Origin of the sequence: Agrobacterium tumefaciens, assembly GCF_013337285.1 — a bacterium.
Lineage (GTDB): Bacteria > Pseudomonadota > Alphaproteobacteria > Rhizobiales > Rhizobiaceae > Agrobacterium > Agrobacterium burrii.
In genome coordinates this window covers 243,118-261,704 of the sequence record NZ_SUPW01000003.1, presented here as the reverse complement: position 1 = coordinate 261,704, position 18,587 = coordinate 243,118, and the positions used below count along the sequence as shown (strand labels likewise).

Below are 18,587 nucleotides of genomic sequence, written 5' to 3'. Positions count from 1 at the left end.
CGGCTGCATCATCCGATCTCCCTCCTTGTGGGGAGATGTCCGGCAGGACAGAGGGGGGTAGCCACGGGCGCACAGCTAAACCGTCGGTTTACCCGCCCTTCACAATCCTGAACCGATGCCCCTTACCCACTGCCACCGTCTCAACCAGACTATGCCCATCCTCATTGCACATATGGGCAATATCGATGACGGCGAGCGGATCCGTCGTCTCCACGGTCAGAATATCGCCGGCCCTGAGGGCAGCAAGTTTCTTGCGGCTTCTTAAAACCGGAAGGGGGCATTTAAGCCCCCTCAAATCGTAAACCACTTCGGCCGTGTCGTTCATTCCTTCGCCCAGAACTTCCAGAACGGCTTCTTTTCCGGCGCTTCCGGTGCCGGTGCGGAATAGGCGAGCGGGTTGAGCGCCGGAACCGGGATGCCCTGTGCGGCAGCACCGCTCTGGCCGTTGGCCGAAGGCGCGGGGGTGGCCGTTGCAACCATGGTCGGGGCGGCAGGCGCCGGGTTCGACTGCGGGGCGGCTGGCTGAGGCGTTAAAGGGCGCGGGCCGCGCAGCGACGAGGCAGTGGCTGTCGTCGCCGTTGACGACGACGTCACCTGCTGCGCCTTCTTCTCCATCAGCGCGGCAAATTCCGTTTCCTTCATCAGCTTGCCGGCCTTCAGCGCCGAGCCGGTGGGAGCGTAGGCAGGTTCGCGGCCCTTGCGCTTTTCGACGACCAGCGCCTTGCGCTCCGCCTCGCTCGGGTCATACCAGGCCATGCCGTCATATTTCGACATCGCCTTTTGATAGGCGAGATCATAGGTCTTCTCATAGCTTGAGAGCGCGCTGACCAGTGCGGGCGGTGTGCTCATGGCCGGGCACTGCGCGGAGCCGTTAAAGGTGCCGCCTTCCGTCTGCTGGTTGAAGACATATTTCTTCTCGCAGACATTCACCTCCGGCGGTCGCTTGGTGACTTCGAAATTGTCGTAGCCGACCTTCAGCATCTTCCAGAATTCGAGATGTTCGCTCTGACGGTGGCGGGCCATATTTTCCGCCGTCATACGGAAGGGGAAAGCCTGAAGCTGCACGGTTTTCTGGCCGCCCTTGAAGGCGTCACGCGCAAAACCGTAGATTTCGAGGATCTGTGCATCCGTCATCGAATAACAGCCTGACGATGAGCAGGCGCCATGGATCATCAGGTTGGTGCCATTGCGGCCATTCGCGGCATCGTAACGGTTCGGGAAGCCGGTATTGATGGCGAGGTAATATTTCGAGTTCGGATTGAGATGCGCAGGTGTGAGGTTGTAGAAACCTTCCGGCGCTTGCCGGTCGCCTTCCTTCACCTTCGGGCCGAGTTTGCCGGACCATGCGCAAATCTCGTAGCCGGCGATCTTCTCGAAGCGGTTGTCGCGTCTGGCCTTCCAGATTTCCAGCGCGCCTTCTTCCTTGAAGATGCGGATCATGATCGGCGAAGTGCGATCCATGCCCCTTTTGTCGATCTCGGCCAGAATGGACGGAGACAGCGGGTAATCGACCTTGTTCTTGACGTGGGAAACGTCGCGTTCGACGGTTTCGAGCGTATCGTTGCAGCCGGTGAGAACGAGCGCGGTGCAGGCGAGAAGGGCAAAATGTGTCAAACGCATGATCTGATCCGAAAGACGATGGCACGGGCGGCCGAGTTCTACACCGTCCCGCGTGCAATTTAAATACGGTATTAACCGTTTACATCTTCTTAACTCAAATCGGTGCCCGCCCCCACGACCGCCGATACATCTGTTGATGTGACCGGACTATGGCCGAGTTGGGGCGATTTTCAGGAAAAATGAGGCTGGATTTAAAGGTTCCGTCCGATATCCAGGAACTTCTGACGGCGTTCAGCACGCAGCTGCGTGCCGGAGCGCTGTGAAAGATCGGCCAGAGCCTTGGCGATCACGTCACCTGTCGCATTGATCACGGTCTCCGGAGCGCGATGCGCCCCGCCGATCGGTTCGGGGATGATGCCGTCGATAACGCCGAGCGATTTCAGATCCTCGGACGTGATCTTCATGTTGGTTGCGGCTTCCTTGGCGCGGGTCGAATCACGCCAGAGAATGGAAGCAGCACCTTCCGGCGAAATCACCGAATAGATCGAATGTTCGAGCATATAGACGCGGTTGCCGGTAGCGATCGCGATCGCGCCGCCCGAACCGCCTTCGCCGATGACGACGGAGACGATTGGTACCTTGACGTTAAGGCACATTTCCGTCGAGCGGGCGATGGCTTCGGCCTGGCCGCGCTCTTCTGCGCCAACGCCGGGATAGGCGCCTGCGGTATCGATGAGTGTGACAACCGGCAGCGAGAAACGGTCGGCCAGTTCGAGCACGCGGATCGCCTTGCGGTAACCTTCCGGACGCGCGCTGCCGAAATTGTGCTTCAGGCGACTTTTGGTATCGTTACCCTTTTCCTGGCCGATGATGGCGACGGGCTGGCCGTTGAAGCGGGCAAGGCCCGCCTGAATGGCGGCGTCTTCGGAAAATTTGCGGTCGCCGGCAAGCGGCGTGAAATCGGTGAACAGCGCTTTGGCGTAATCGACGAAATGCGGGCGCTGCGGGTGGCGCGCAACCTGCGTTTTCTGCCAGGCGTTCAGCTTGGAATAGATGTCCTGCATCGCATCGTTGACGCGCGATTCCAGGCGGTTGATCTCCTCCGAGGTGTCTATGCTCTCGTCTTCATCGGCAAGCTTCTTCAGCTCGATGATCTTGCCTTCAAGGTCCGAGATAGGTTTTTCGAAGTCGAGATAATTGTGCATGAGATCCGTTTCCGATCGTTTTGCGCAAGGTTTGAACCGGATTATCCGGCGGTTCCGGTCGCTCTAATCAAGGTTTTTGCCCTGTTTGGCAAGGGGGTGATGTGTTTGTACCAGTTCTTGCAGGCGTTCTTCCAGCACATGTGTATAGATTTGTGTCGTGGAAATGTCGGAATGGCCGAGCAGCTCCTGTACGGCGCGCAGGTCCGCACCGTTCTGCAAAAGGTGGCTGGCAAACGCATGACGCAGGACGTGCGGTGACACCGCCGAAGGGGTAAGGCCGGCACGGATGGCAATATCTTTGAGGTCGCGGGCGAAGACTTGTCGTGGCAGATGACCTTCCTTGCTGCTTGAAGGAAACAGCCATGGGCTTTCCGGTGCGTCGGCTTTTTTCCCTGCCTTAGCCTTCTCGGGCACGAGCGCCTTTCTGGCGGCGTCGTATTTTTCCATGGCCTCGATGGCGGCGCGGGACAGAAGCACCATGCGGTCCTTGTTGCCCTTGCCTCGGATCATCAGGAAGCGGCCCTCTTGGCGCAGCACCTTGACCGGCAGGGAGACGAGTTCGCTGACGCGCATGCCGGTGGCATAAAGCAGCTCCAGCAGCAGATGCATGCGAATGCGGGCAAGCTGGCCGGGACCGGCGATGGCTGCTTCCTCCGCGGCGATGCGCAGCAGTTTCGTCACCTCGGCAACGCTCATCGTTTTCGGCAGGCTGAGACCCTTTTTGGGGGCGTCGATGATGCCGGTCGGATCGTCGCTGCGCAGTCCCTCCGAATAGAGGAAACGATAGAACTGCCGCATCGATGACAAGCGTCGCGCCTGCGAGGTGGCGGCGAAGCCTTGCGCGGAAAGATGGGTCAGATAGGCGGAAAGATCTGGGGTGGCGGCCTCGGTCAAGGACTGGCCACGGCCGCCAAGGAACTCGCGCAGATCGGTAAGGTCGTGTTCGTAAGAGGAGAGCGTGTTGGCGGCAGCACCCCGCTCGGCGCTCATCATTTCCAGAAAACTTTCAAGCCGCGCGCCGTCACGGCCACCCGCTTGTCCGCTCATGGAGTGCGCCTTGCCGGCTCTGCCGCGGCTGGGTTCAGACGTTCGGACGGAATGCGCACCGTCACCTCGCGGTCGCGCGGCTTCACGACCATGACAAGCAGCACCATGCCGCCATAGATCAGCCCCGCGATGGTCGCCAATATCATCGTGAAGCGGAAGAGGGTGGGCATGGCGGCTCCGTGAAGGTGGCTGTCGAACTTATATGCGGTGCGGCGAAAGCGGCGGCAAGATCAAAAAGCCGGCTTTCGCTCCGTGCCGCATGCGGCGATGATTGTGATTCAACGCCATTCAGGCAGCAATTTGGCTTGACGCTTCGTAAACATTTGCAGATATCCATGCCAAACGGGCTTTCAAATTTATGAATGAAACGAATTTATCCGTCCCGGCCACACTCGGGGAGCAAGCACGGGCAAAGCTCGGGAGGCGCAACATCGTCTTTGTCGGGCTGATGGGGGCTGGAAAGTCTGCGATAGGCCGCATGGTTGCCCAGCAGCTTAAAGTGCAATTCATCGACACGGATGTCGAAATCGAGCGTGTCTCACGCATGACGATATCAGAACTTTTCGCCACCTATGGTGAGGAAGAGTTCCGGGCGCTGGAAACACGGGTGATCAAGCGGCTTTTGCGCGGTGGTCCCAAGGTCATCTCCACCGGCGGCGGCGCCTTCATCAACGACAATACCAGGCGTCACATTTCGCGCGGCAGTATCTCGCTGTGGTTGAAGGCCGATCTCGAGGTTTTGTGGGAAAGGGTCAACAAGCGCGATCATCGTCCGCTTCTCAAGACCGAAAATCCCAAGGCCACGCTGGCGGCCCTGATGGATAAACGTTACCCGGTATATGCAGAAGCGGATCTCACCATCGAATCCCGTGACGTCCGCAAGGAAATCATCGTGACCGAAGTGCTGGCCGCCATCGCCGGCATCGAACAGAAAGACCGACCATCATGACGCCTTCCGAAATCCACGCCGATGAACGTCTTGTCCATGTGCCGCTCGGCGAGCGCGCCTATGATATTCTGATCGGACCGGGCCTGATCGGCAGGGCGGGTGGCGAGATTTCGGCGCGGCTGAAGGGCAGACGCGCGGCGATCATCACCGATGAGCATGTTGCACCGCTTTATCTCGAAAGCCTGATGGACGGCTTGCAGACGGATGGCATCGAAGCGGTTTCGCTGACATTGCCGGCCGGCGAAAAAACCAAGAGCTTCGAGCACTTGATCACGGTCTGCGATGCGGTTCTCTCCGCGCGGGTGGAGCGCAACGATGCGGTGATCGCGCTTGGCGGCGGCGTGATCGGTGATCTGGCGGGTTTTGCCGCAGGCATCGTGCGCCGCGGCGTGCGCTTCGTGCAGATACCGACCTCGCTTCTGGCGCAGGTCGATTCCTCCGTTGGTGGCAAGACCGGCATCAATAGCCGCCACGGCAAGAACCTCATCGGCGTTTTCCACCAGCCAGATCTGGTGCTGGCGGATACGGCGGTACTCGATACGCTGAGCCCGCGGGAATTCCGCGCCGGTTACGCCGAAGTGGTGAAATATGGCCTAATCGACAAGCCGGATTTCTTCTTCTGGCTCGAGAAGAACTGGGATGAAATCCGCACCGGCGGCCCCGCCCGCATCCAGGCGATTGCGACCAGCTGCCAGGCGAAAGCCGATGTGGTGGTGGCGGACGAGAAAGAAAACGGCGTGCGCGCCCTTCTGAACCTCGGCCACACCTTCGGCCACGCGCTGGAAGCGGCGACGAATTACGACAGCAAGCGGCTGGTGCACGGTGAAGGCGTCGCCATCGGCATGGTGCTGGCGCACCAGTTCTCCGCTCGCATGAACCTTGCAAGCCCTGATGATGCGGCCCGCGTCGAAGCGCATCTGAAGGCGGTCGGTCTACCCACGACGATGAAGGACATCCCCGGTGAGCTGCCGCCGGTCGAGACGCTGATGACGGCAATCGCGCAGGACAAGAAGGTCAAGGGCGGCAAGCTCACCTTCATCCTCACCCACGGCATCGGCCAATCTTTCGTTGCTGATGATGTGGCGTCGTCGGAGGTGCAGTCGTTCCTGTCGGAGAAGCATCCGGGGTGAGGGGCAGCTCAAGCCCTAAGCTAACCCTCTTCATTTGCAAAACCACAGCGTGGAAAGCTCATCCTTTGTTGAGCATGAAACTCAGAAGGTTTGCATAACCGCGCGCATCGTCGATTGCACGATGGGTGTGCTCAATGGCACCCAGCCATTCTGCGGGATAGTGCTGAACGTCACAGCTCCAGTAATCGCGACCGGTTTTTCCCGCGACCATGGACATGATGCAAAGGGGAGCATACCTGAAAAGGCGGTTGGAAACCCACGGGCCTTCAAAAAGCGGCTGACCTGTAAACCGCTTCAGGTAATAATCTAACCACAGACAGTCGAGAGACACTGGATGGGCTGCGAATATCGGCTCAGCATCAAAGGATTTTATCCACGCCACGAAACTTTGAATAGCGACCGCGGCAGGTTGAGCGTTTTCCGTCGCTGCTTCCCAGGCCTTTGGATGTTTGCGCCAAAACTCCATGGTTACGGGGTCGCTCTCCGCATTTTCCAGCCGTTCCAGAACGGTCTCGAAATCGCCGAGAATTTCGCCGGTTTCTGAGACTGCAACAGAACCGAATGACAACATTGAGTTTTTTCCTGGGATCGGACCGTCGAATTCACAATCGGTTACAACGTAGAAGTGAGGCATCATTCTCTCGTACGGGACCGGGACCGTATCCCTGTGATTGAGTGTCAGTACGAAAAGATATTTAGATCAATCAGGTTCTCATCTCAGAAACACGAATGTAATGCTGCGCAGTTAAGCCTAAAACCGCACCGCTTCCCCCGGTGCCGCTACCTCTATTGCCAGCGCATGCAGCCCCGCGTCGAGTTCCGGCTTCAAAACGGCATTGATCGCCCGGTGGCGTTCGACGCGAGACTTGCCGGAGAAGCTTTCCGACACTATCTGAACACGCATATGTGTCTCGCCCGTGCCGGTCATATCCGGCTGGTGGCCCGCATGCATCTGGCTTTCATCAACGACTTTCAGACGCTCTGGTGAAAAGCTCTCACGCAGCTTCGTTTCTATACGTTCTCGCAGGGACATGCGAAGGGCTCCATTCCTGTTGGCTGGTCTTCAAAGGGGGTTACCTAAAAGCCAGCAACATTCCGCTTTGTCAATTCTTGTTGTGCGGCTTTTAGCACTCCATAATCAGGACATCATGAAACTGGATTCGAAATATTTCGACCGCATCCGCACGCGCCGGAAAAGGGAGCGGGAACCTGAGGTTCAGGCTCCCACCTGCCAGTGGGATGGATGCGATAAACCGGGCGTTCACCGCGCACCCGTCGGCCGCAATGCCGAGGGGCAATTCTTCCTGTTCTGTTTTGAGCATGTGAAGGAATACAACAAGGGCTATAATTATTTCTCCGGCCTGTCAGACGGCGAGATCGCCCGTTACCAGAAGGAGGCGATCACCGGCCATCGCCCGACCTGGACGGTCGGCGTCAACAAGACGGCGCGCGACAGCCCCCTTCACTCCACGCTGCGATCCGGCGCGGCCGGCAATGCCCGTATCCGTGATCCTTTCGGCTTCACCGGCGGTTTTGCCGGCGGCGCAAAGGCTGGCGGAGAGCGCCTGCAAAAGGACCGCAAGCTGAAGACGCTGGAGGCGAAAGCTTTCGATACGCTCGGTCTTGCGGCCAATGCGAAGCAGGAAGACATTAAAAGGCGCTATAAGGAGCTTGTCAAAAAGCACCATCCTGATGCTAATGGTGGCGATCGCGGTTCGGAAGAACGTTTTCGGGCTGTTGTTCAAGCATATCAATTGTTAAAGCAGTCAGGTTTCTGCTAAGCCAACTTACGTGTTTACCGCCTGATTGATGATGTGGCCGGGTGGCTGCCGCCCGCCTTGGAGACGTGATGAGCAAAATCGACCTTGATATTTCCAACCTGCCCGACACGACAGTGTCCGTGCGGGAGGTTTTCGGCATTGATACGGATCTGCGGGTTCCCGCCTATTCCCAGGGCGACGCCTATGTGCCGGATCTCGATCCTGACTATCTTTTCGACCGCGATACGACCCTCGCGATCCTAGCCGGTTTTGCTCACAACCGACGTGTCATGGTTTCCGGTTTCCACGGCACGGGCAAGTCCACCCATATCGAGCAGGTGGCTGCCCGCCTCAACTGGCCCTGTGTGCGCGTCAACCTCGACAGCCATGTCAGCCGTATCGATCTCGTCGGCAAGGACGCCATCGTCCTGAAGGACGGCAAGCAGGTTACCGAATTCAAGGACGGCATTCTGCCCTGGGCCTACCAGCACAATGTAGCGCTAGTCTTCGATGAATATGATGCCGGCCGCCCGGACGTGATGTTCGTTATCCAGCGCGTACTGGAATCCTCCGGCCGCCTGACCCTGCTCGACCAGAGCCGCGTCATCCGTCCTCACCCGGCCTTCCGTATTTTCGCGACCGCCAACACGGTCGGCCTCGGTGATACGACCGGCCTTTACCACGGCACGCAGCAGATCAACCAGGCGCAGATGGACCGCTGGTCCATCGTTACCACGCTGAACTACCTGCCGCATGAGCAGGAAGTGAACATCGTTGCCGCCAAGGTGAAGAGCTTCGACAATCCGAAGGGCCGCGAAAACGTCTCCAAGATGGTGCGCGTGGCCGATCTCACCCGTTCGGCCTTCGTTAATGGCGACTTGTCCACGGTCATGAGCCCGCGTACCGTCATTACCTGGGCGGAAAATGCGGAAATCTTCGGCGATCTCGCCTTTGCCTTCCGCGTAACCTTCCTCAACAAGTGCGACGAGCTGGAGCGCACGCTGGTGGCCGAGCAATATCAGCGGGCTTTCGGCGTCGAGCTGAAGGAAAGCGCTGCGAACATCGTTCTCAGCGCCTGATATTCCCCGGTTCGTCCGGAGAAATCACCGATGACTTGAAGACGCCGGCGGGCCGCGCATCCTTTGATGGGCGGCTCCCACGTGTCTACAAATGACAGGAAAGACAATGGCAGCGCGCGGCGACAATTCCAGAGCAAAACCGGGTACGGCTGTTGATACGGAGCCGTTGCGTCAGGCGATTGCCGGGTGCGTGCGATCCGTTGCCGGTGATGCCGAGGTCGAAGTCGTCTTCGCCAATGAGCGGCCGGGTCTTGCCGGTGAGCGTATGCGCCTGCCGGAAATTTCCAAGAAACCCACGGCGCATGAGATCGCCATCACGCGTGGTCTCGGTGATTCCATGGCGCTGCGGCTTGCTTGCCATGATGCGGATACGCATGCGCTGATGTCGCCGCAGGGCGCCGAAGCGCAGCTGGTTTTCGATGCCGTCGAACAGGCGCGGGTGGAATCCATCGGCGCGCTGCGCATGCCGGGCATGGCGTCCAACATTCAGGCGATGAATACGGAAAAATACGCCAAGGCCAATTTCTCCGGCATCAACAATAAGGATGACGCACCACTCGCGGAGGCGGTCGCGCTTCTGGTGCGTGAGAAACTGACCGGCGAAAAGCCGCCGGCAAGTGCTGGCAAGGTTCTCGATCTCTGGCGCGACTTCATTGAAGACAAGGCGGCAGGCGACCTCAACGATCTCTCCCGCGTCATTACCGACCAGAAGGCGTTTTCGCGGCTGGTGCGCAAGATGCTGACCTCCATGCAGATGGCGGAGGATTTCGGCGACGAGGATAACGACCCGGAGAGCCAGGAGGCGGAATCCAACGAGGATCAGCCGCGCACCAACGAGACCGAGGAAGAGCAGGTCGAGGAAGAGGCCGGCTCCGATGCGACGCCTGCCGATGAAAACGAGGCCTCGCAGGAGGAAATGGAAGAAGGCGAGATGGACGGCGCCGAGATGTCGGACGAGGAAATGTCCGACGACCTCGACGAGGATTCCGAAACGCCCGGTGAGACGCGTCGCCCCAATAGCCCCTTCGACGATTTTAACGAGAAGGTCGACTACCGCATCTTTACCGAGGAATTCGACGAGGAAATCCGCGCCGAAGAACTGTGCGACGATGCCGAGCTGGACCGCCTGCGCGCCTTCCTCGACAAGCAGCTCGCCCATCTGCAGGGTGCCGTCGGGCGTCTGGCGAACCGGCTGCAGCGCCGCCTGATGGCGCAGCAGAACCGCTCCTGGGATTTCGATCTGGAAGAGGGTTATCTCGATCCGGCCCGTCTCGTCAGGCTCATCATCGATCCCATGCAGCCGCTCTCCTTCAAGAAGGAACGTGATACCAAGTTCCGCGACACGGTGGTTTCGCTGGTCATCGATAATTCCGGTTCGATGCGCGGCCGTCCGATCACGGTTGCAGCCACCTGCGCCGATATTCTGGCGCGCACGCTGGAACGGTCGGGCGTGAAGGTCGAAATTCTCGGCTTCACCACCAAGGCGTGGAAGGGCGGACAATCGCGCGAGCAATGGCTCGCCAATGGCAAACCCGCTTCGCCGGGCCGCCTCAACGATTTGCGCCATATCATCTACAAGTCTGCGGATGCCCCATGGCGGCGCTCACGGCGCAATCTCGGCCTGATGATGCGCGAAGGCCTGCTCAAGGAAAACATCGACGGCGAAGCGCTGATGTGGGCGCATAACCGCCTGATCGGCCGCCCCGAGCAACGCAAGATCATGATGATGATCTCCGACGGTGCGCCGGTGGATGATTCGACCCTGTCAGTTAATCCGGGCAACTATCTGGAACGGCATCTGCGTGCGGTCATCGAGCAGATCGAGACGCGCTCGCCGGTGGAACTGCTGGCAATCGGCATCGGCCATGACGTGACCCGTTATTACCGCCGCGCCGTGACCATCGTTGATGCGGATGAGCTTGCCGGCGCGATGACCGAGCAGCTTGCTGCTCTCTTCGAGGATACGAGCAGTGCTTCCGGTTCGTCCCACAGGGTCCGCCGTGCCGGATAAGCGGGGCCGGGTGTCCTTTTCCTGCAGGTCTCTGGCGGTCGCTACGGTTCTTGCGGCGGCTTCTCTGTTTCCCATTCCCATCGGCGCCTCGACCATCGATGTACCGGTGAGCGTTCGTCTGCTGTCGGGTTTTGAGGTCGGCACCAGCGCAAAACGTTTCGGCAAGCTGGAATTTATCGGCGGCATGGTGATGAGCGCCCCGGAAAAGCTGTTCGGGGCGATATCCTCCATCCGCTTCCGTCCCGATGGTGAGGAATTTATCGCGGTGCTGGATACCGGCCACTGGCTGACGGGCAGGATCACGCGTGGTGCGGCTGGCGCGCTGTCCGGGCTTGCCGATGCCCGCATCACTCCCATGCTGGACATGAGTGGCCGCGAGCCGCCGCGCAAGATGGAAATGGATGCGGAAGGGCTGGCGCTGCGCGACGGCAAGGTGTTCGTCAGCTACGAGCAGCGGCACAGGATCGATATCTATCCGGATCCGGGCTTTGCGACGTCCAAGCCGCTCAGTCGCCTGCCACATCTCATTCCCAATAATGAACTGCGCCACAACGGTGGCATGGAGGCCTTGGCGGTATCGCCAGCCGATTCGCCGCTCGCCGGCGCTCTGGTCGTGGTCGCTGAAAAAAGTATCGATGCGGACGGCAATCTTCTCGCGGCCATCCTGGAAGGCCCGCTGAAGGGCACATTCGCGGTCACCCATCATCCGTCATTCGATGTGACTGATGGCGCTTTCCTGCCGAACGGCGATCTGCTGCTTCTTGAGCGGCGCTTTAATTTCGCCGAAGGTGTCGGCATGCGCATCCGCCGCATCCGCGGGGGCGATATCCGGCCGGGTGCCGTGGTGGATGGTGAAATCCTCATGGAAGCGGGCATGGCCTACCAGATCGACAATATGGAAGGCATGGATGTGGTGAAGGGGCCGGATGGCTCGACGCGCCTCATCATCGTGTCCGATGACAACCACTCGTTTCTCCAGCGCAATCTGATGCTGGAATTCAAGCTGGTGGAGTGAATATCAGGCCTTCTCCTGTGCCGCCTTGTAGGCAGCGAGGAGATCCTCGACCGGAACGCCGTCGATCTTCATGCCTGTCATTCGGCATGCCGTTATCTGCGCGCCGGACAGATTTGTGTTGCTCAGCTTCAGTCCGGTAAAATTGACGTCATCGATCGACCAGCCGGACATGTTGCTATCCGTAAACGACGCACCGGAAAAGTTGATGTCGTTGAAGCGTGTGCCGGCCAGATTGACATTGTTGAAGACCGTTCCCGACAGATTGACGTCATCAAAGCTGGAGCCCGAAAGCGTCGCGCTCGTCGCATCCACAATGTCGATAACATCCTTGATCTGCATGCCGATCCGCCTCCGTGCTGCACCACGGACGGCAGACTGCAACGCGGTCCGCCGGTTTGCAAGCGTGATTTGATCCACGCCTGCACAGCTTCAAATGCGGCTGGCGGATAATGTCAGCCCGATTTGACTGTGCCCGGCATCGGCTTCAGCGTGTTCATCAGCGCGCCGTAAGGCAGAAGCATGACCAGGCCGACAAGGATTTTCACCGAAAGATCGCCCAATGCCCAGGAAATCCAACGCGGCGCTTCAAGGGTAAGCGCGCCGAGTATGGGTGCGTTTTCGATGGCGAAGGCATCATTGGGGCCGACAAAGGCGAAACTCGCGGCAAAGGCGATGGAGAAGAACAGTGCCGTATCCAGTACCGAACCCAGCATCGAGCCGGCAAGCGGCGCATGCCACCAGCGCTGGCGGCGCAGGCGGTTGAAGACCGAAATATCGAGCAACTGGCCGATGAGATAGGCGGTGCCGGAAGCCACTGCGATGCGCGGAATGGAAGTCCAGAAGGACAGCGTTACCCCAACGACAAAGCCCGCGAGCACGACGCGCCGCGCGACCGAGGGGCCGAACTGGCGGTTTGTCAGGTCGGTGACGAGGAAGGCGACCGGATAGGTAAAGGCGCCCCAGGTCAACAGATCGCCCAGATTGACGCCGAACAGCGATCCGGAAAGCGGATATTGCACCAGAATATTGGAAGCGACGACCACCAGTGTCATCAGTAGAACGTAGATCAGCGTATAGCGCAGGGTCAGCATTTTTTTATCCTGGGTGATGCCACCAGTTGGAGCGAATTTAGACAGACAAAAGGCCTGAGCGGCAAAAGCCATTCAAGCCTTCTGAATATCGATGATGTCGAAACCGCTATTAAGCAGCTTCAGCCGTCTTCTTGGCGATCTGGCGGCGCAGGAGACGAGCGCGCATGCTCAGATCATTTTCGCCGGACTTCAGAAGGAAAGCATCGAGGCCGCCACGGTGTTCAACGGAACGCAGAGCAGCTGCGGAAACACGCAGGCGGAAGCGCTGGCCGAGAGCATCGGAGATCAACGTGACTTGGCAGAGGTTCGGAAGGAACCGGCGCTTGGTCCTGTTGTTGGCGTGGCTGACGTTGTTGCCCGTCTGGACGCCCTTGCCGGTCAATTCGCATACACGGGACATGGGTACACCTATTTCGTTCGTCTGTTTCGCCACTGGCTCGCCACCGGCAAAACCGGAGAGGCAATCCAACTGGCCTTGATTGGAAAGTTGCGGTTCTATAGTCAGACGAGACTTAACAGTCAAGCCGCTCGCGATCAAATGAAAGGAAATTCCGGCGTTTTCAACCGTCGTCCGCTTTTTTATTGCCACAAGTCAGCGTATATCATCGCCCGATAAGGCCGCTTCCGCGCCTCTTTTAAGGTGATATCGAAATGATTGCCAGAGGAAAAAGCATTTTCATGGCCGTGACAATGGCGTTTGCGGGCGTCTCCCCCTCGCTCGCCGCCGAAGCACGCCATACAAGCGAATACAGCATCAATCTCGGCATTCTGCCGATTGCGCGGGCAAGTTTTTCGACTCGCATGGACGGGCCGAATTATTCGATCTCCGGCTCCTTCAGCGCCGCCGGCCTTGCCAGCATTCTCAAGGATATTTCCGGCAAGACGACGGTTTCCGGCGCCAAGCGCGGCCACCGGCTGCAGGCGAACGAATATTCGCTGGTCTACAAGGACGGCAAGCGGGTACGGACCTATGACGTCGTCTACCGCAACGGCAATGTCACCTCGACGACGGTGAAACCGGAGCAGAAGGCCCGGCCGGACAACTGGGTGGACGTGAAGGATCGCGACCTGCGCTCGGTTCTCGATCCGATTTCCGGTCTCATCATTCCCTCAGGTGGCCGCATCTGCCCCACGCGTCTGCCGATCTATGATGGCGAATCGCGTCTCGACCTCGTTTTGAGCCCCAGTGGCACCAAGCCGTTCAAGACCAACGGCTTCAGTGGCGATGCCATCGTCTGCAAGGCGCGTTACGTGCCGAAATCGGGTTATCGGCAGGGACGCAAGGATATCGAATATCTGAAATCCATCTCGATGGAGATCTGGTTCGCCAAGTCGAACAATATGGATGTTTATGCGCCGGTCTACGCCATCATTCCAACGCGGGTGGGGCAGGTCTATATTACCGCGACGAAATACGGGGGCTGACCGGGATTGATAGCACGGCGTTGCCGCGCGTTTCTTCTCCCCCTCAGGGAGAAGAAACAAGTGGCATAGGTTCACTCCACCGGCATTGTTCTGGCGTCTACGGCACACCACCCGGCGACCAGCCGGGTTCAGCCATAACGAAGCTCGAAAAAGCGAAGCCCGGCGAAACGGTACAGCCGACGAGGGTGAAGTCGCCGAGGCTTTCCGCCGATTGCCAGCAATTGGCCGGCACGATCACCTGCGGGCGCTCGCCTTCAAGAATGTCAGGGCCGAGCGTGAAGGTCTGCACTTCCCGGCCGTCGTCCGAAAGATGCAGCGTGATCGGCGCGCCGGCGTAATAATGCCAGACCTCCACCGCGTCGGTGACCCGATGCCAGTGCGAACGCACACCCTTTTCCAGCAGATAATAAATCGCCGTCGAGTGGCCACGCTCGCCGCCTGCCCTGTCGCGAAAAGTCTGGTGGTAAAAACCGCCTTCGGGATGCGGTTCCAGCCCCAATTCGCGAATGATCGCTTCCGCAGACAGATCGGCGCCCATCAGAAATTGTCCTTGCGCGTGCGAATTTCCGCAAAGACGTCGGCATCGGTGGCCCCTTCAAGGCCAAGATGTCTGCGAATGCCGGCGTCCGTCACCCGCATATAGGGATTGGTCTGCTTTTCGAGCCCGATGGTGGTGGGAATGGTGAACTCATTGGCCTTCCGCGCCGTCTCGACACGCGCTGCGCGTTCGCTCAGCACTGCATTGTCGGGATCAACGGTCAGTGCAAAACGGGCATTCGAAAGCGTATATTCGTGGCCGAAATAGACGCGCGTCTCATCCGGCAGGGCCATCAGTTTCTGGAAGGAGTGCCACATATCCGCCGCGGGGCGCTCGAACAGGCGGCCGCAGCCCATGGCGAACAGCGTATCGGCGGCAAATAGCAAGCCATCATCCGGCAAATAATAACAGATGTGGCCCGCCGTGTGGCCGGGTGTGGCAATGACCTGAACGCGGCGTCCGGCGAATTCGAACTCATCACCATCGGCCTGCGAGCGATCAAGGCCCGGTATTGCAATCGCCTCGTCATAGGGGCCGTACACCTCGCAGCGGAACTTGTCCTTCAGCGCCAGATTGGCTTCCACATGGTCCTGATGGTGGTGAGTGGTGAAGATATGCGTCAGTTTCCAGCCGTGGCCATCGAGAGCATGCAGGATCGGCCCTTCCTCCGGCGCATCGATGGCAGCGGTTGCCCCGCTTTCGGGATCGTGCAGGAGCACTCCGAAATTGTCGCTGCGGCAAAGAAAGACGTCTATTTCCAAAGGTTTCATCGTGTCCTCTCCATTTACCGGCCAAAACCGGCGCATTTGTCCGCCTGACTTTCCCAACTGACTTCCAATGTAGGGGCAGACGCCTTGAAGTCCAACCGCCTGATGCTACATTCTCGCCCATGAATACCGATATCGTCGATCTGCGCGAATTCTATCATTCTCCGCTTGGCCGCTCCGCCGAGCAGGCGATTACCATGGCGCTTTCGACGCTATGGCCGCCCTTGCCGGAGGAACGGCTGGTCGGCCTCGGTTATGCCGTGCCGTTTCTAGAGCGGTTCCGCCACGATACGGAGCGCACTTTCGCCTTCATGCCGGCGGGGCAGGGGGCGGTGAACTGGCCGGCTGGCGAACTTTCCTCCACCGCGCTGGTGTTTGACGAGGAATTGCCGCTGCCCGATTCGTCGATAGATCGGGTCCTGATGGTGCATGCGCTGGAATTTGCCGAAAATCCACGCGAGAGTTTGAAGGAACTGTGGCGGGTGCTGGCGCCGGGTGGCCGTCTGGTCATCGTGGTGCCGAACCGGCGGGGGGTCTGGGCGCGCATGGAACACACGCCTTTCGGTTCCGGGCGGCCCTACTCACGCGGACAGCTGACGGCGCTTCTGCGCGAAACCAATTTCACGCCGGGGGCTTCGGCCGAAGCACTGTTCTTTCCGCCCACTACCAGCCGGCCCGTGCTGAAATTCCGCCGTTACCTCGAACTCACCGGCCGCAGGCTCTGGCCGCTGTTTTCCGGCGTCATCGTGGTTGAAGCCCAGAAGCGTCTCTATCAGGGATTGCCAGTCACCCAGCGCGCCTCGCGCCGGGTTTTTGTGCCGGTTCTCGCGCCGCAGGGGGTACCCACCACCCGCACTGCTGCAAAACCGGGAAAGCCGCGCTGACCCTCGACAAAGCGGCCATTCCGGTCTAATGCCTCCGGCATTGCTTTTGCCGGGTTCTCCGGCGTTTTTCCAAAGGTCGATCAAATGAGTGCAGAGCTTAACCAACCTGTTCCGCGTCCGGGTATTCTGGATATCGCCGCTTATGTTCCTGGCAAGGAACATGTGGACGGCGTTGCGAAGGTTTATAAGCTCTCCTCCAACGAAACACCGCTCGGTCCGAGCCCGAAGGCGATCGAAGCTTTCGGTGCGGCCGCCAGCCATCTGGAGATCTATCCCGACGGTCAGGCGATAGCGTTGCGTCAGGCGATTGCCGACGTGCACGGCCTCAACATCGCGAACATCATGTGCGGCAATGGCTCGGATGAGCTTCTGGGCCTGCTTTGCCATGTCTATCTCGGCGCGGGCGATGAGGCGATCATCACCGAGCACGGTTTCCTCGTCTACAAGATCCAGATCATGGGTGCGGGCGCGACGCCGGTGACCGTGAAGGAAAAGGACTGCGCGGTGGATGTGGACGCCGTGCTTGCCGCCGTCACGCCGAGGACGAAGATGGTTTTCATCGCCAATCCGGGCAACCCTACCGGCACCTATGTTCCCGTCGCGGAAATCCGCCGCCTGCAGGCCGGTCTGCCGAAACATGCCGTGCTGGTGCTGGATGCGGCTTACGCCGAATATGTGCGCAGGAATGATTACGAAGCGGGGCTTGAGCTGGTATCCGGCAACCGCAACGTGGTGATGACCCGCACCTTCTCCAAGGTCTATGGTCTGGCCGCGCTGCGCGTCGGCTGGATGTATGGTCCGGCCGCCGTCATCGATGCGTTGAACCGCGTTCGCGGCCCGTTCAACATGAGCGCGCCAGCCATCGCTGCCGGTGCCGCTGCAATCCGCGATCAGGGCTTTGTCCAACAGGCCGTGGCGCATAATGCGCTGTGGATGGACAAGCTGACGACCGCCTTCACCGGTCTCGGCCTCGAAATCACGCCGTCTGTTGCCAATTTCGTCCTGATCCATTTCCCCGATCAGGATGGCAGGCGGGCAACGGATGCGGATGAGTTCCTGAGCCGACGCGGTTACATCCTGCGTGCAGTGCGTGGTTACGGTTTCCCGAATGCGCTGAGAATGACCGTCGGCTCGGAAGAAGCCAATCTCGGCGTTATCGCCGCACTTACCGAGTTCATGGGGCAGGCGTGATGGGCGAGATCATGTTTGAACGCATCGCGCTGATCGGCATCGGCCTGATCGGCTCGTCGATTGCCCGCGACATCCGCGAACTGGGGCTTGCCCGCAATGTGACGATTTCCACCCGCAGCGAAGACACGCTGAAACGGGCGGAGGAACTGGCGCTTGGCACGGACTATTCCGTCTCGGCGGCGGAAGCGGTGAAGGATGCCGATCTCGTCATTGTTTCGGTGCCGGTCGGCGCGTCGGAAAGTGTGGCGCAGCAGATTGCGCCGCATCTGAAACCGGGCGCCATCGTCACCGATGTCGGCTCCACCAAGGCCTCGGTTATCGCCCAGATGGCGCCGCATATGCCTGACAATGTGCATTTCATTCCCGGCCATCCGCTGGCGGGCACGGAAAAATCCGGTCCGGATGCCGGTTTCGCCGGTCTGTTCCGTGAGCGCTGGTGCATCTTTACGCCGCTGCCGGGCACGGACGCCGAGGCGCTGGAAAAGCTGAAGGATTTCTGGCGGGCGCTAGGCTCGCGCGTCGATGAAATGGATGCCGAACATCACGACAAGGTTCTGGCGATCGTCTCGCATCTGCCGCATATCATCGCTTACAATATCGTCGGCACGGCGGACGATCTGGAGACGGTGACCGAATCGGAAGTCATCAAATATTCCGCTTCCGGCTTCCGTGACTTCACCCGTCTCGCCGCCTCCGATCCGACCATGTGGCGTGACGTCTGCCTGCACAACAAGGATGCCATTCTCGAAATGCTGGCGCGGTTTTCCGAGGACCTTGCGTCGCTGCAAAGAGCGATCCGCTGGGGCGAGGGCGACAAGTTGTTTGAGTTGTTCTCCCGCACACGCTCCATCCGCCGCTCCATCATTGAGGCTGGTCAGGACGTTGATACGCCCGACTTCGGGCGTCATGCGCTGGACCAGAAGAAATAGGTGGCT

Annotated in this window: 22 protein-coding genes; 10 read left to right on the top strand and 12 right to left on the bottom strand. The window is 59.4% G+C overall.

Annotation, left to right across the window (positions count from 1 at the left end):
* Positions 1-88: 88 nt before the first annotated feature.
* The 5 genes from FCH38_RS11360 to FCH38_RS11340 all read right to left on the bottom strand — a co-directional run bounded on the left by FCH38_RS11360 (position 89) and on the right by FCH38_RS11340 (position 3,982).
* Positions 89-325 carry a sulfurtransferase TusA family protein gene (locus tag FCH38_RS11360; protein ID WP_174373826.1) on the bottom strand — a complete coding sequence of 79 codons (237 nt, stop codon included), beginning with the start codon at positions 323-325 and terminating at the stop codon, positions 89-91.
* Entirely contained in the window at positions 322-1,620 is a 1,299-nt protein-coding gene (locus FCH38_RS11355) for a L,D-transpeptidase family protein (protein ID WP_174373825.1), read from the bottom strand. The genes FCH38_RS11360 and FCH38_RS11355 overlap by 4 nt, the downstream gene beginning before the upstream one ends.
* Positions 1,621-1,811: 191 nt before the next feature.
* Entirely contained in the window at positions 1,812-2,765 is a 954-nt protein-coding gene (locus FCH38_RS11350) for an acetyl-CoA carboxylase carboxyltransferase subunit alpha (protein WP_142841505.1), read from the bottom strand.
* A 63-nt stretch (positions 2,766-2,828) separates the two neighbouring features.
* Positions 2,829-3,812 carry a site-specific tyrosine recombinase XerD gene (xerD, locus tag FCH38_RS11345; protein WP_174373824.1) on the bottom strand — a complete coding sequence of 328 codons (984 nt, stop codon included), beginning with the start codon at positions 3,810-3,812 and terminating at the stop codon, positions 2,829-2,831.
* Complete coding sequence (locus tag FCH38_RS11340; protein WP_149899460.1) at positions 3,809-3,982, bottom strand: histidine kinase; 174 nt, start codon at positions 3,980-3,982, stop codon at positions 3,809-3,811. The genes xerD and FCH38_RS11340 overlap by 4 nt, the downstream gene beginning before the upstream one ends.
* A 188-nt stretch (positions 3,983-4,170) precedes the next feature.
* Between FCH38_RS11340 and FCH38_RS11335 the strand changes: the two genes are divergently transcribed.
* Both FCH38_RS11335 and aroB read left to right on the top strand, forming a co-directional pair.
* A complete protein-coding gene (locus tag FCH38_RS11335; protein WP_149899459.1) occupies positions 4,171-4,761 on the top strand; it encodes a shikimate kinase in 591 nt (196 codons plus the stop codon).
* Positions 4,758-5,891 (top strand): 3-dehydroquinate synthase, encoded by a 1,134-nt coding sequence (gene aroB, locus FCH38_RS11330; RefSeq protein WP_174373823.1) that lies wholly within the window; start codon positions 4,758-4,760, stop codon positions 5,889-5,891. The genes FCH38_RS11335 and aroB overlap by 4 nt, the downstream gene beginning before the upstream one ends.
* 58 nt (positions 5,892-5,949) lie before the next feature.
* Here the strand turns inward: aroB and FCH38_RS11325 are convergent, their stop codons facing one another.
* Complete coding sequence (locus FCH38_RS11325; RefSeq protein WP_153514824.1) at positions 5,950-6,525, bottom strand: exonuclease domain-containing protein; 576 nt, start codon at positions 6,523-6,525, stop codon at positions 5,950-5,952.
* Between the two features lie 117 nt (positions 6,526-6,642).
* Positions 6,643-6,924 (bottom strand): BolA family protein, encoded by a 282-nt coding sequence (locus tag FCH38_RS11320; RefSeq protein ID WP_149899457.1) that lies wholly within the window; start codon positions 6,922-6,924, stop codon positions 6,643-6,645.
* 115 nt (positions 6,925-7,039) lie between these two features.
* Between FCH38_RS11320 and FCH38_RS11315 the strand changes: the two genes are divergently transcribed.
* The 4 genes from FCH38_RS11315 to FCH38_RS11300 all read left to right on the top strand — a co-directional run bounded on the left by FCH38_RS11315 (position 7,040) and on the right by FCH38_RS11300 (position 11,756).
* A complete protein-coding gene (locus FCH38_RS11315) occupies positions 7,040-7,672 on the top strand; it encodes a J domain-containing protein (RefSeq protein ID WP_149899456.1) in 633 nt (210 codons plus the stop codon).
* 68 nt (positions 7,673-7,740) lie between these two features.
* On the top strand, positions 7,741-8,730 hold the full coding sequence (gene cobS, locus FCH38_RS11310) for a cobaltochelatase subunit CobS (RefSeq protein WP_149899455.1): 990 nt from the start codon (positions 7,741-7,743) through the stop codon (positions 8,728-8,730).
* A 106-nt stretch (positions 8,731-8,836) separates the two neighbouring features.
* Positions 8,837-10,741: a cobaltochelatase subunit CobT gene (gene cobT / locus FCH38_RS11305; RefSeq protein WP_174373822.1), complete on the top strand. Its 1,905-nt coding sequence runs from the start codon at positions 8,837-8,839 to the stop codon at positions 10,739-10,741.
* Positions 10,731-11,756 carry an esterase-like activity of phytase family protein gene (locus FCH38_RS11300; RefSeq protein ID WP_174373821.1) on the top strand — a complete coding sequence of 342 codons (1,026 nt, stop codon included), beginning with the start codon at positions 10,731-10,733 and terminating at the stop codon, positions 11,754-11,756. The genes cobT and FCH38_RS11300 overlap by 11 nt, the downstream gene beginning before the upstream one ends.
* Positions 11,757-11,759: 3 nt before the next feature.
* On the opposite strand, the gene FCH38_RS11295 is transcribed toward FCH38_RS11300, so the two are convergent.
* From FCH38_RS11295 to rpmB, 3 genes are all read right to left on the bottom strand, one after another.
* The gene (locus FCH38_RS11295) at positions 11,760-12,095 is read right to left on the bottom strand and encodes a pentapeptide repeat-containing protein (RefSeq protein WP_174373820.1); all 336 of its coding nucleotides are present in this window, start codon (positions 12,093-12,095) and stop codon (positions 11,760-11,762) included.
* Positions 12,096-12,208: 113 nt separating this feature from the next.
* Positions 12,209-12,847, bottom strand: a complete 639-nt coding sequence (locus FCH38_RS11290) for a queuosine precursor transporter (RefSeq protein ID WP_174373819.1) — start codon at positions 12,845-12,847, stop codon at positions 12,209-12,211.
* Between the two features lie 109 nt (positions 12,848-12,956).
* The gene (rpmB, locus tag FCH38_RS11285; protein WP_149899450.1) at positions 12,957-13,247 is read right to left on the bottom strand and encodes a 50S ribosomal protein L28; all 291 of its coding nucleotides are present in this window, start codon (positions 13,245-13,247) and stop codon (positions 12,957-12,959) included.
* Between the two features lie 251 nt (positions 13,248-13,498).
* Between rpmB and FCH38_RS11280 the strand changes: the two genes are divergently transcribed.
* The gene (locus tag FCH38_RS11280; RefSeq protein ID WP_153514467.1) at positions 13,499-14,272 is read left to right on the top strand and encodes a DUF3108 domain-containing protein; all 774 of its coding nucleotides are present in this window, start codon (positions 13,499-13,501) and stop codon (positions 14,270-14,272) included.
* Between the two features lie 97 nt (positions 14,273-14,369).
* Here FCH38_RS11280 and FCH38_RS11275 read toward each other — a convergent pair whose 3' ends face one another.
* Together FCH38_RS11275 and gloB are read right to left on the bottom strand one after the other, a co-directional pair.
* Positions 14,370-14,810, bottom strand: a complete 441-nt coding sequence (locus FCH38_RS11275; protein WP_174373818.1) for a cupin domain-containing protein — start codon at positions 14,808-14,810, stop codon at positions 14,370-14,372.
* The gene (gene gloB / locus FCH38_RS11270) at positions 14,810-15,580 is read right to left on the bottom strand and encodes a hydroxyacylglutathione hydrolase (RefSeq protein ID WP_153514468.1); all 771 of its coding nucleotides are present in this window, start codon (positions 15,578-15,580) and stop codon (positions 14,810-14,812) included. The genes FCH38_RS11275 and gloB overlap by 1 nt, the downstream gene beginning before the upstream one ends.
* Positions 15,581-15,699: 119 nt before the next feature.
* On the opposite strand from gloB, the gene FCH38_RS11265 reads away from it, so the two are divergent.
* The 3 genes from FCH38_RS11265 to FCH38_RS11255 all read left to right on the top strand — a co-directional run bounded on the left by FCH38_RS11265 (position 15,700) and on the right by FCH38_RS11255 (position 18,581).
* Complete coding sequence (locus FCH38_RS11265; protein WP_153514469.1) at positions 15,700-16,461, top strand: class I SAM-dependent methyltransferase; 762 nt, start codon at positions 15,700-15,702, stop codon at positions 16,459-16,461.
* A gap of 84 nt (positions 16,462-16,545) precedes the next feature.
* Positions 16,546-17,652, top strand: coding sequence for a histidinol-phosphate transaminase (gene hisC / locus FCH38_RS11260; RefSeq protein WP_174373817.1), 1,107 nt, complete (start codon positions 16,546-16,548; stop codon positions 17,650-17,652).
* Positions 17,652-18,581 carry a prephenate/arogenate dehydrogenase family protein gene (locus FCH38_RS11255; RefSeq protein ID WP_174373816.1) on the top strand — a complete coding sequence of 310 codons (930 nt, stop codon included), beginning with the start codon at positions 17,652-17,654 and terminating at the stop codon, positions 18,579-18,581. Before hisC ends, FCH38_RS11255 begins: the two co-directional genes overlap by 1 nt.
* Positions 18,582-18,587 lie beyond the last annotated feature (6 nt).

Coding starts and splice junctions, on each gene's coding strand:
- gloB (WP_153514468.1), bottom strand. CDS start 15,580: ATGAAACCTTTGGAAATAGACGTCTTTCTTTGCCGCAGCGACAATTTC.
- FCH38_RS11335 (WP_149899459.1), top strand. CDS start 4,171: ATGAATGAAACGAATTTATCCGTCCCGGCCACACTCGGGGAGCAAGCA.
- FCH38_RS11295 (WP_174373820.1), bottom strand. CDS start 12,095: ATGCAGATCAAGGATGTTATCGACATTGTGGATGCGACGAGCGCGACG.
- FCH38_RS11315 (WP_149899456.1), top strand. CDS start 7,040: ATGAAACTGGATTCGAAATATTTCGACCGCATCCGCACGCGCCGGAAA.
- FCH38_RS11340 (WP_149899460.1), bottom strand. CDS start 3,982: ATGCCCACCCTCTTCCGCTTCACGATGATATTGGCGACCATCGCGGGG.
- cobS (WP_149899455.1), top strand. CDS start 7,741: ATGAGCAAAATCGACCTTGATATTTCCAACCTGCCCGACACGACAGTG.
- FCH38_RS11280 (WP_153514467.1), top strand. CDS start 13,499: ATGATTGCCAGAGGAAAAAGCATTTTCATGGCCGTGACAATGGCGTTT.
- aroB (WP_174373823.1), top strand. CDS start 4,758: ATGACGCCTTCCGAAATCCACGCCGATGAACGTCTTGTCCATGTGCCG.
- xerD (WP_174373824.1), bottom strand. CDS start 3,812: ATGAGCGGACAAGCGGGTGGCCGTGACGGCGCGCGGCTTGAAAGTTTT.
- hisC (WP_174373817.1), top strand. CDS start 16,546: ATGAGTGCAGAGCTTAACCAACCTGTTCCGCGTCCGGGTATTCTGGAT.
- FCH38_RS11325 (WP_153514824.1), bottom strand. CDS start 6,525: ATGCCTCACTTCTACGTTGTAACCGATTGTGAATTCGACGGTCCGATC.
- FCH38_RS11355 (WP_174373825.1), bottom strand. CDS start 1,620: ATGCGTTTGACACATTTTGCCCTTCTCGCCTGCACCGCGCTCGTTCTC.
- FCH38_RS11360 (WP_174373826.1), bottom strand. CDS start 325: ATGAACGACACGGCCGAAGTGGTTTACGATTTGAGGGGGCTTAAATGC.
- cobT (WP_174373822.1), top strand. CDS start 8,837: ATGGCAGCGCGCGGCGACAATTCCAGAGCAAAACCGGGTACGGCTGTT.
- FCH38_RS11290 (WP_174373819.1), bottom strand. CDS start 12,847: ATGCTGACCCTGCGCTATACGCTGATCTACGTTCTACTGATGACACTG.
- FCH38_RS11350 (WP_142841505.1), bottom strand. CDS start 2,765: ATGCACAATTATCTCGACTTCGAAAAACCTATCTCGGACCTTGAAGGC.
- FCH38_RS11265 (WP_153514469.1), top strand. CDS start 15,700: ATGAATACCGATATCGTCGATCTGCGCGAATTCTATCATTCTCCGCTT.
- rpmB (WP_149899450.1), bottom strand. CDS start 13,247: ATGTCCCGTGTATGCGAATTGACCGGCAAGGGCGTCCAGACGGGCAAC.
- FCH38_RS11255 (WP_174373816.1), top strand. CDS start 17,652: ATGGGCGAGATCATGTTTGAACGCATCGCGCTGATCGGCATCGGCCTG.
- FCH38_RS11320 (WP_149899457.1), bottom strand. CDS start 6,924: ATGTCCCTGCGAGAACGTATAGAAACGAAGCTGCGTGAGAGCTTTTCA.
- FCH38_RS11275 (WP_174373818.1), bottom strand. CDS start 14,810: ATGGGCGCCGATCTGTCTGCGGAAGCGATCATTCGCGAATTGGGGCTG.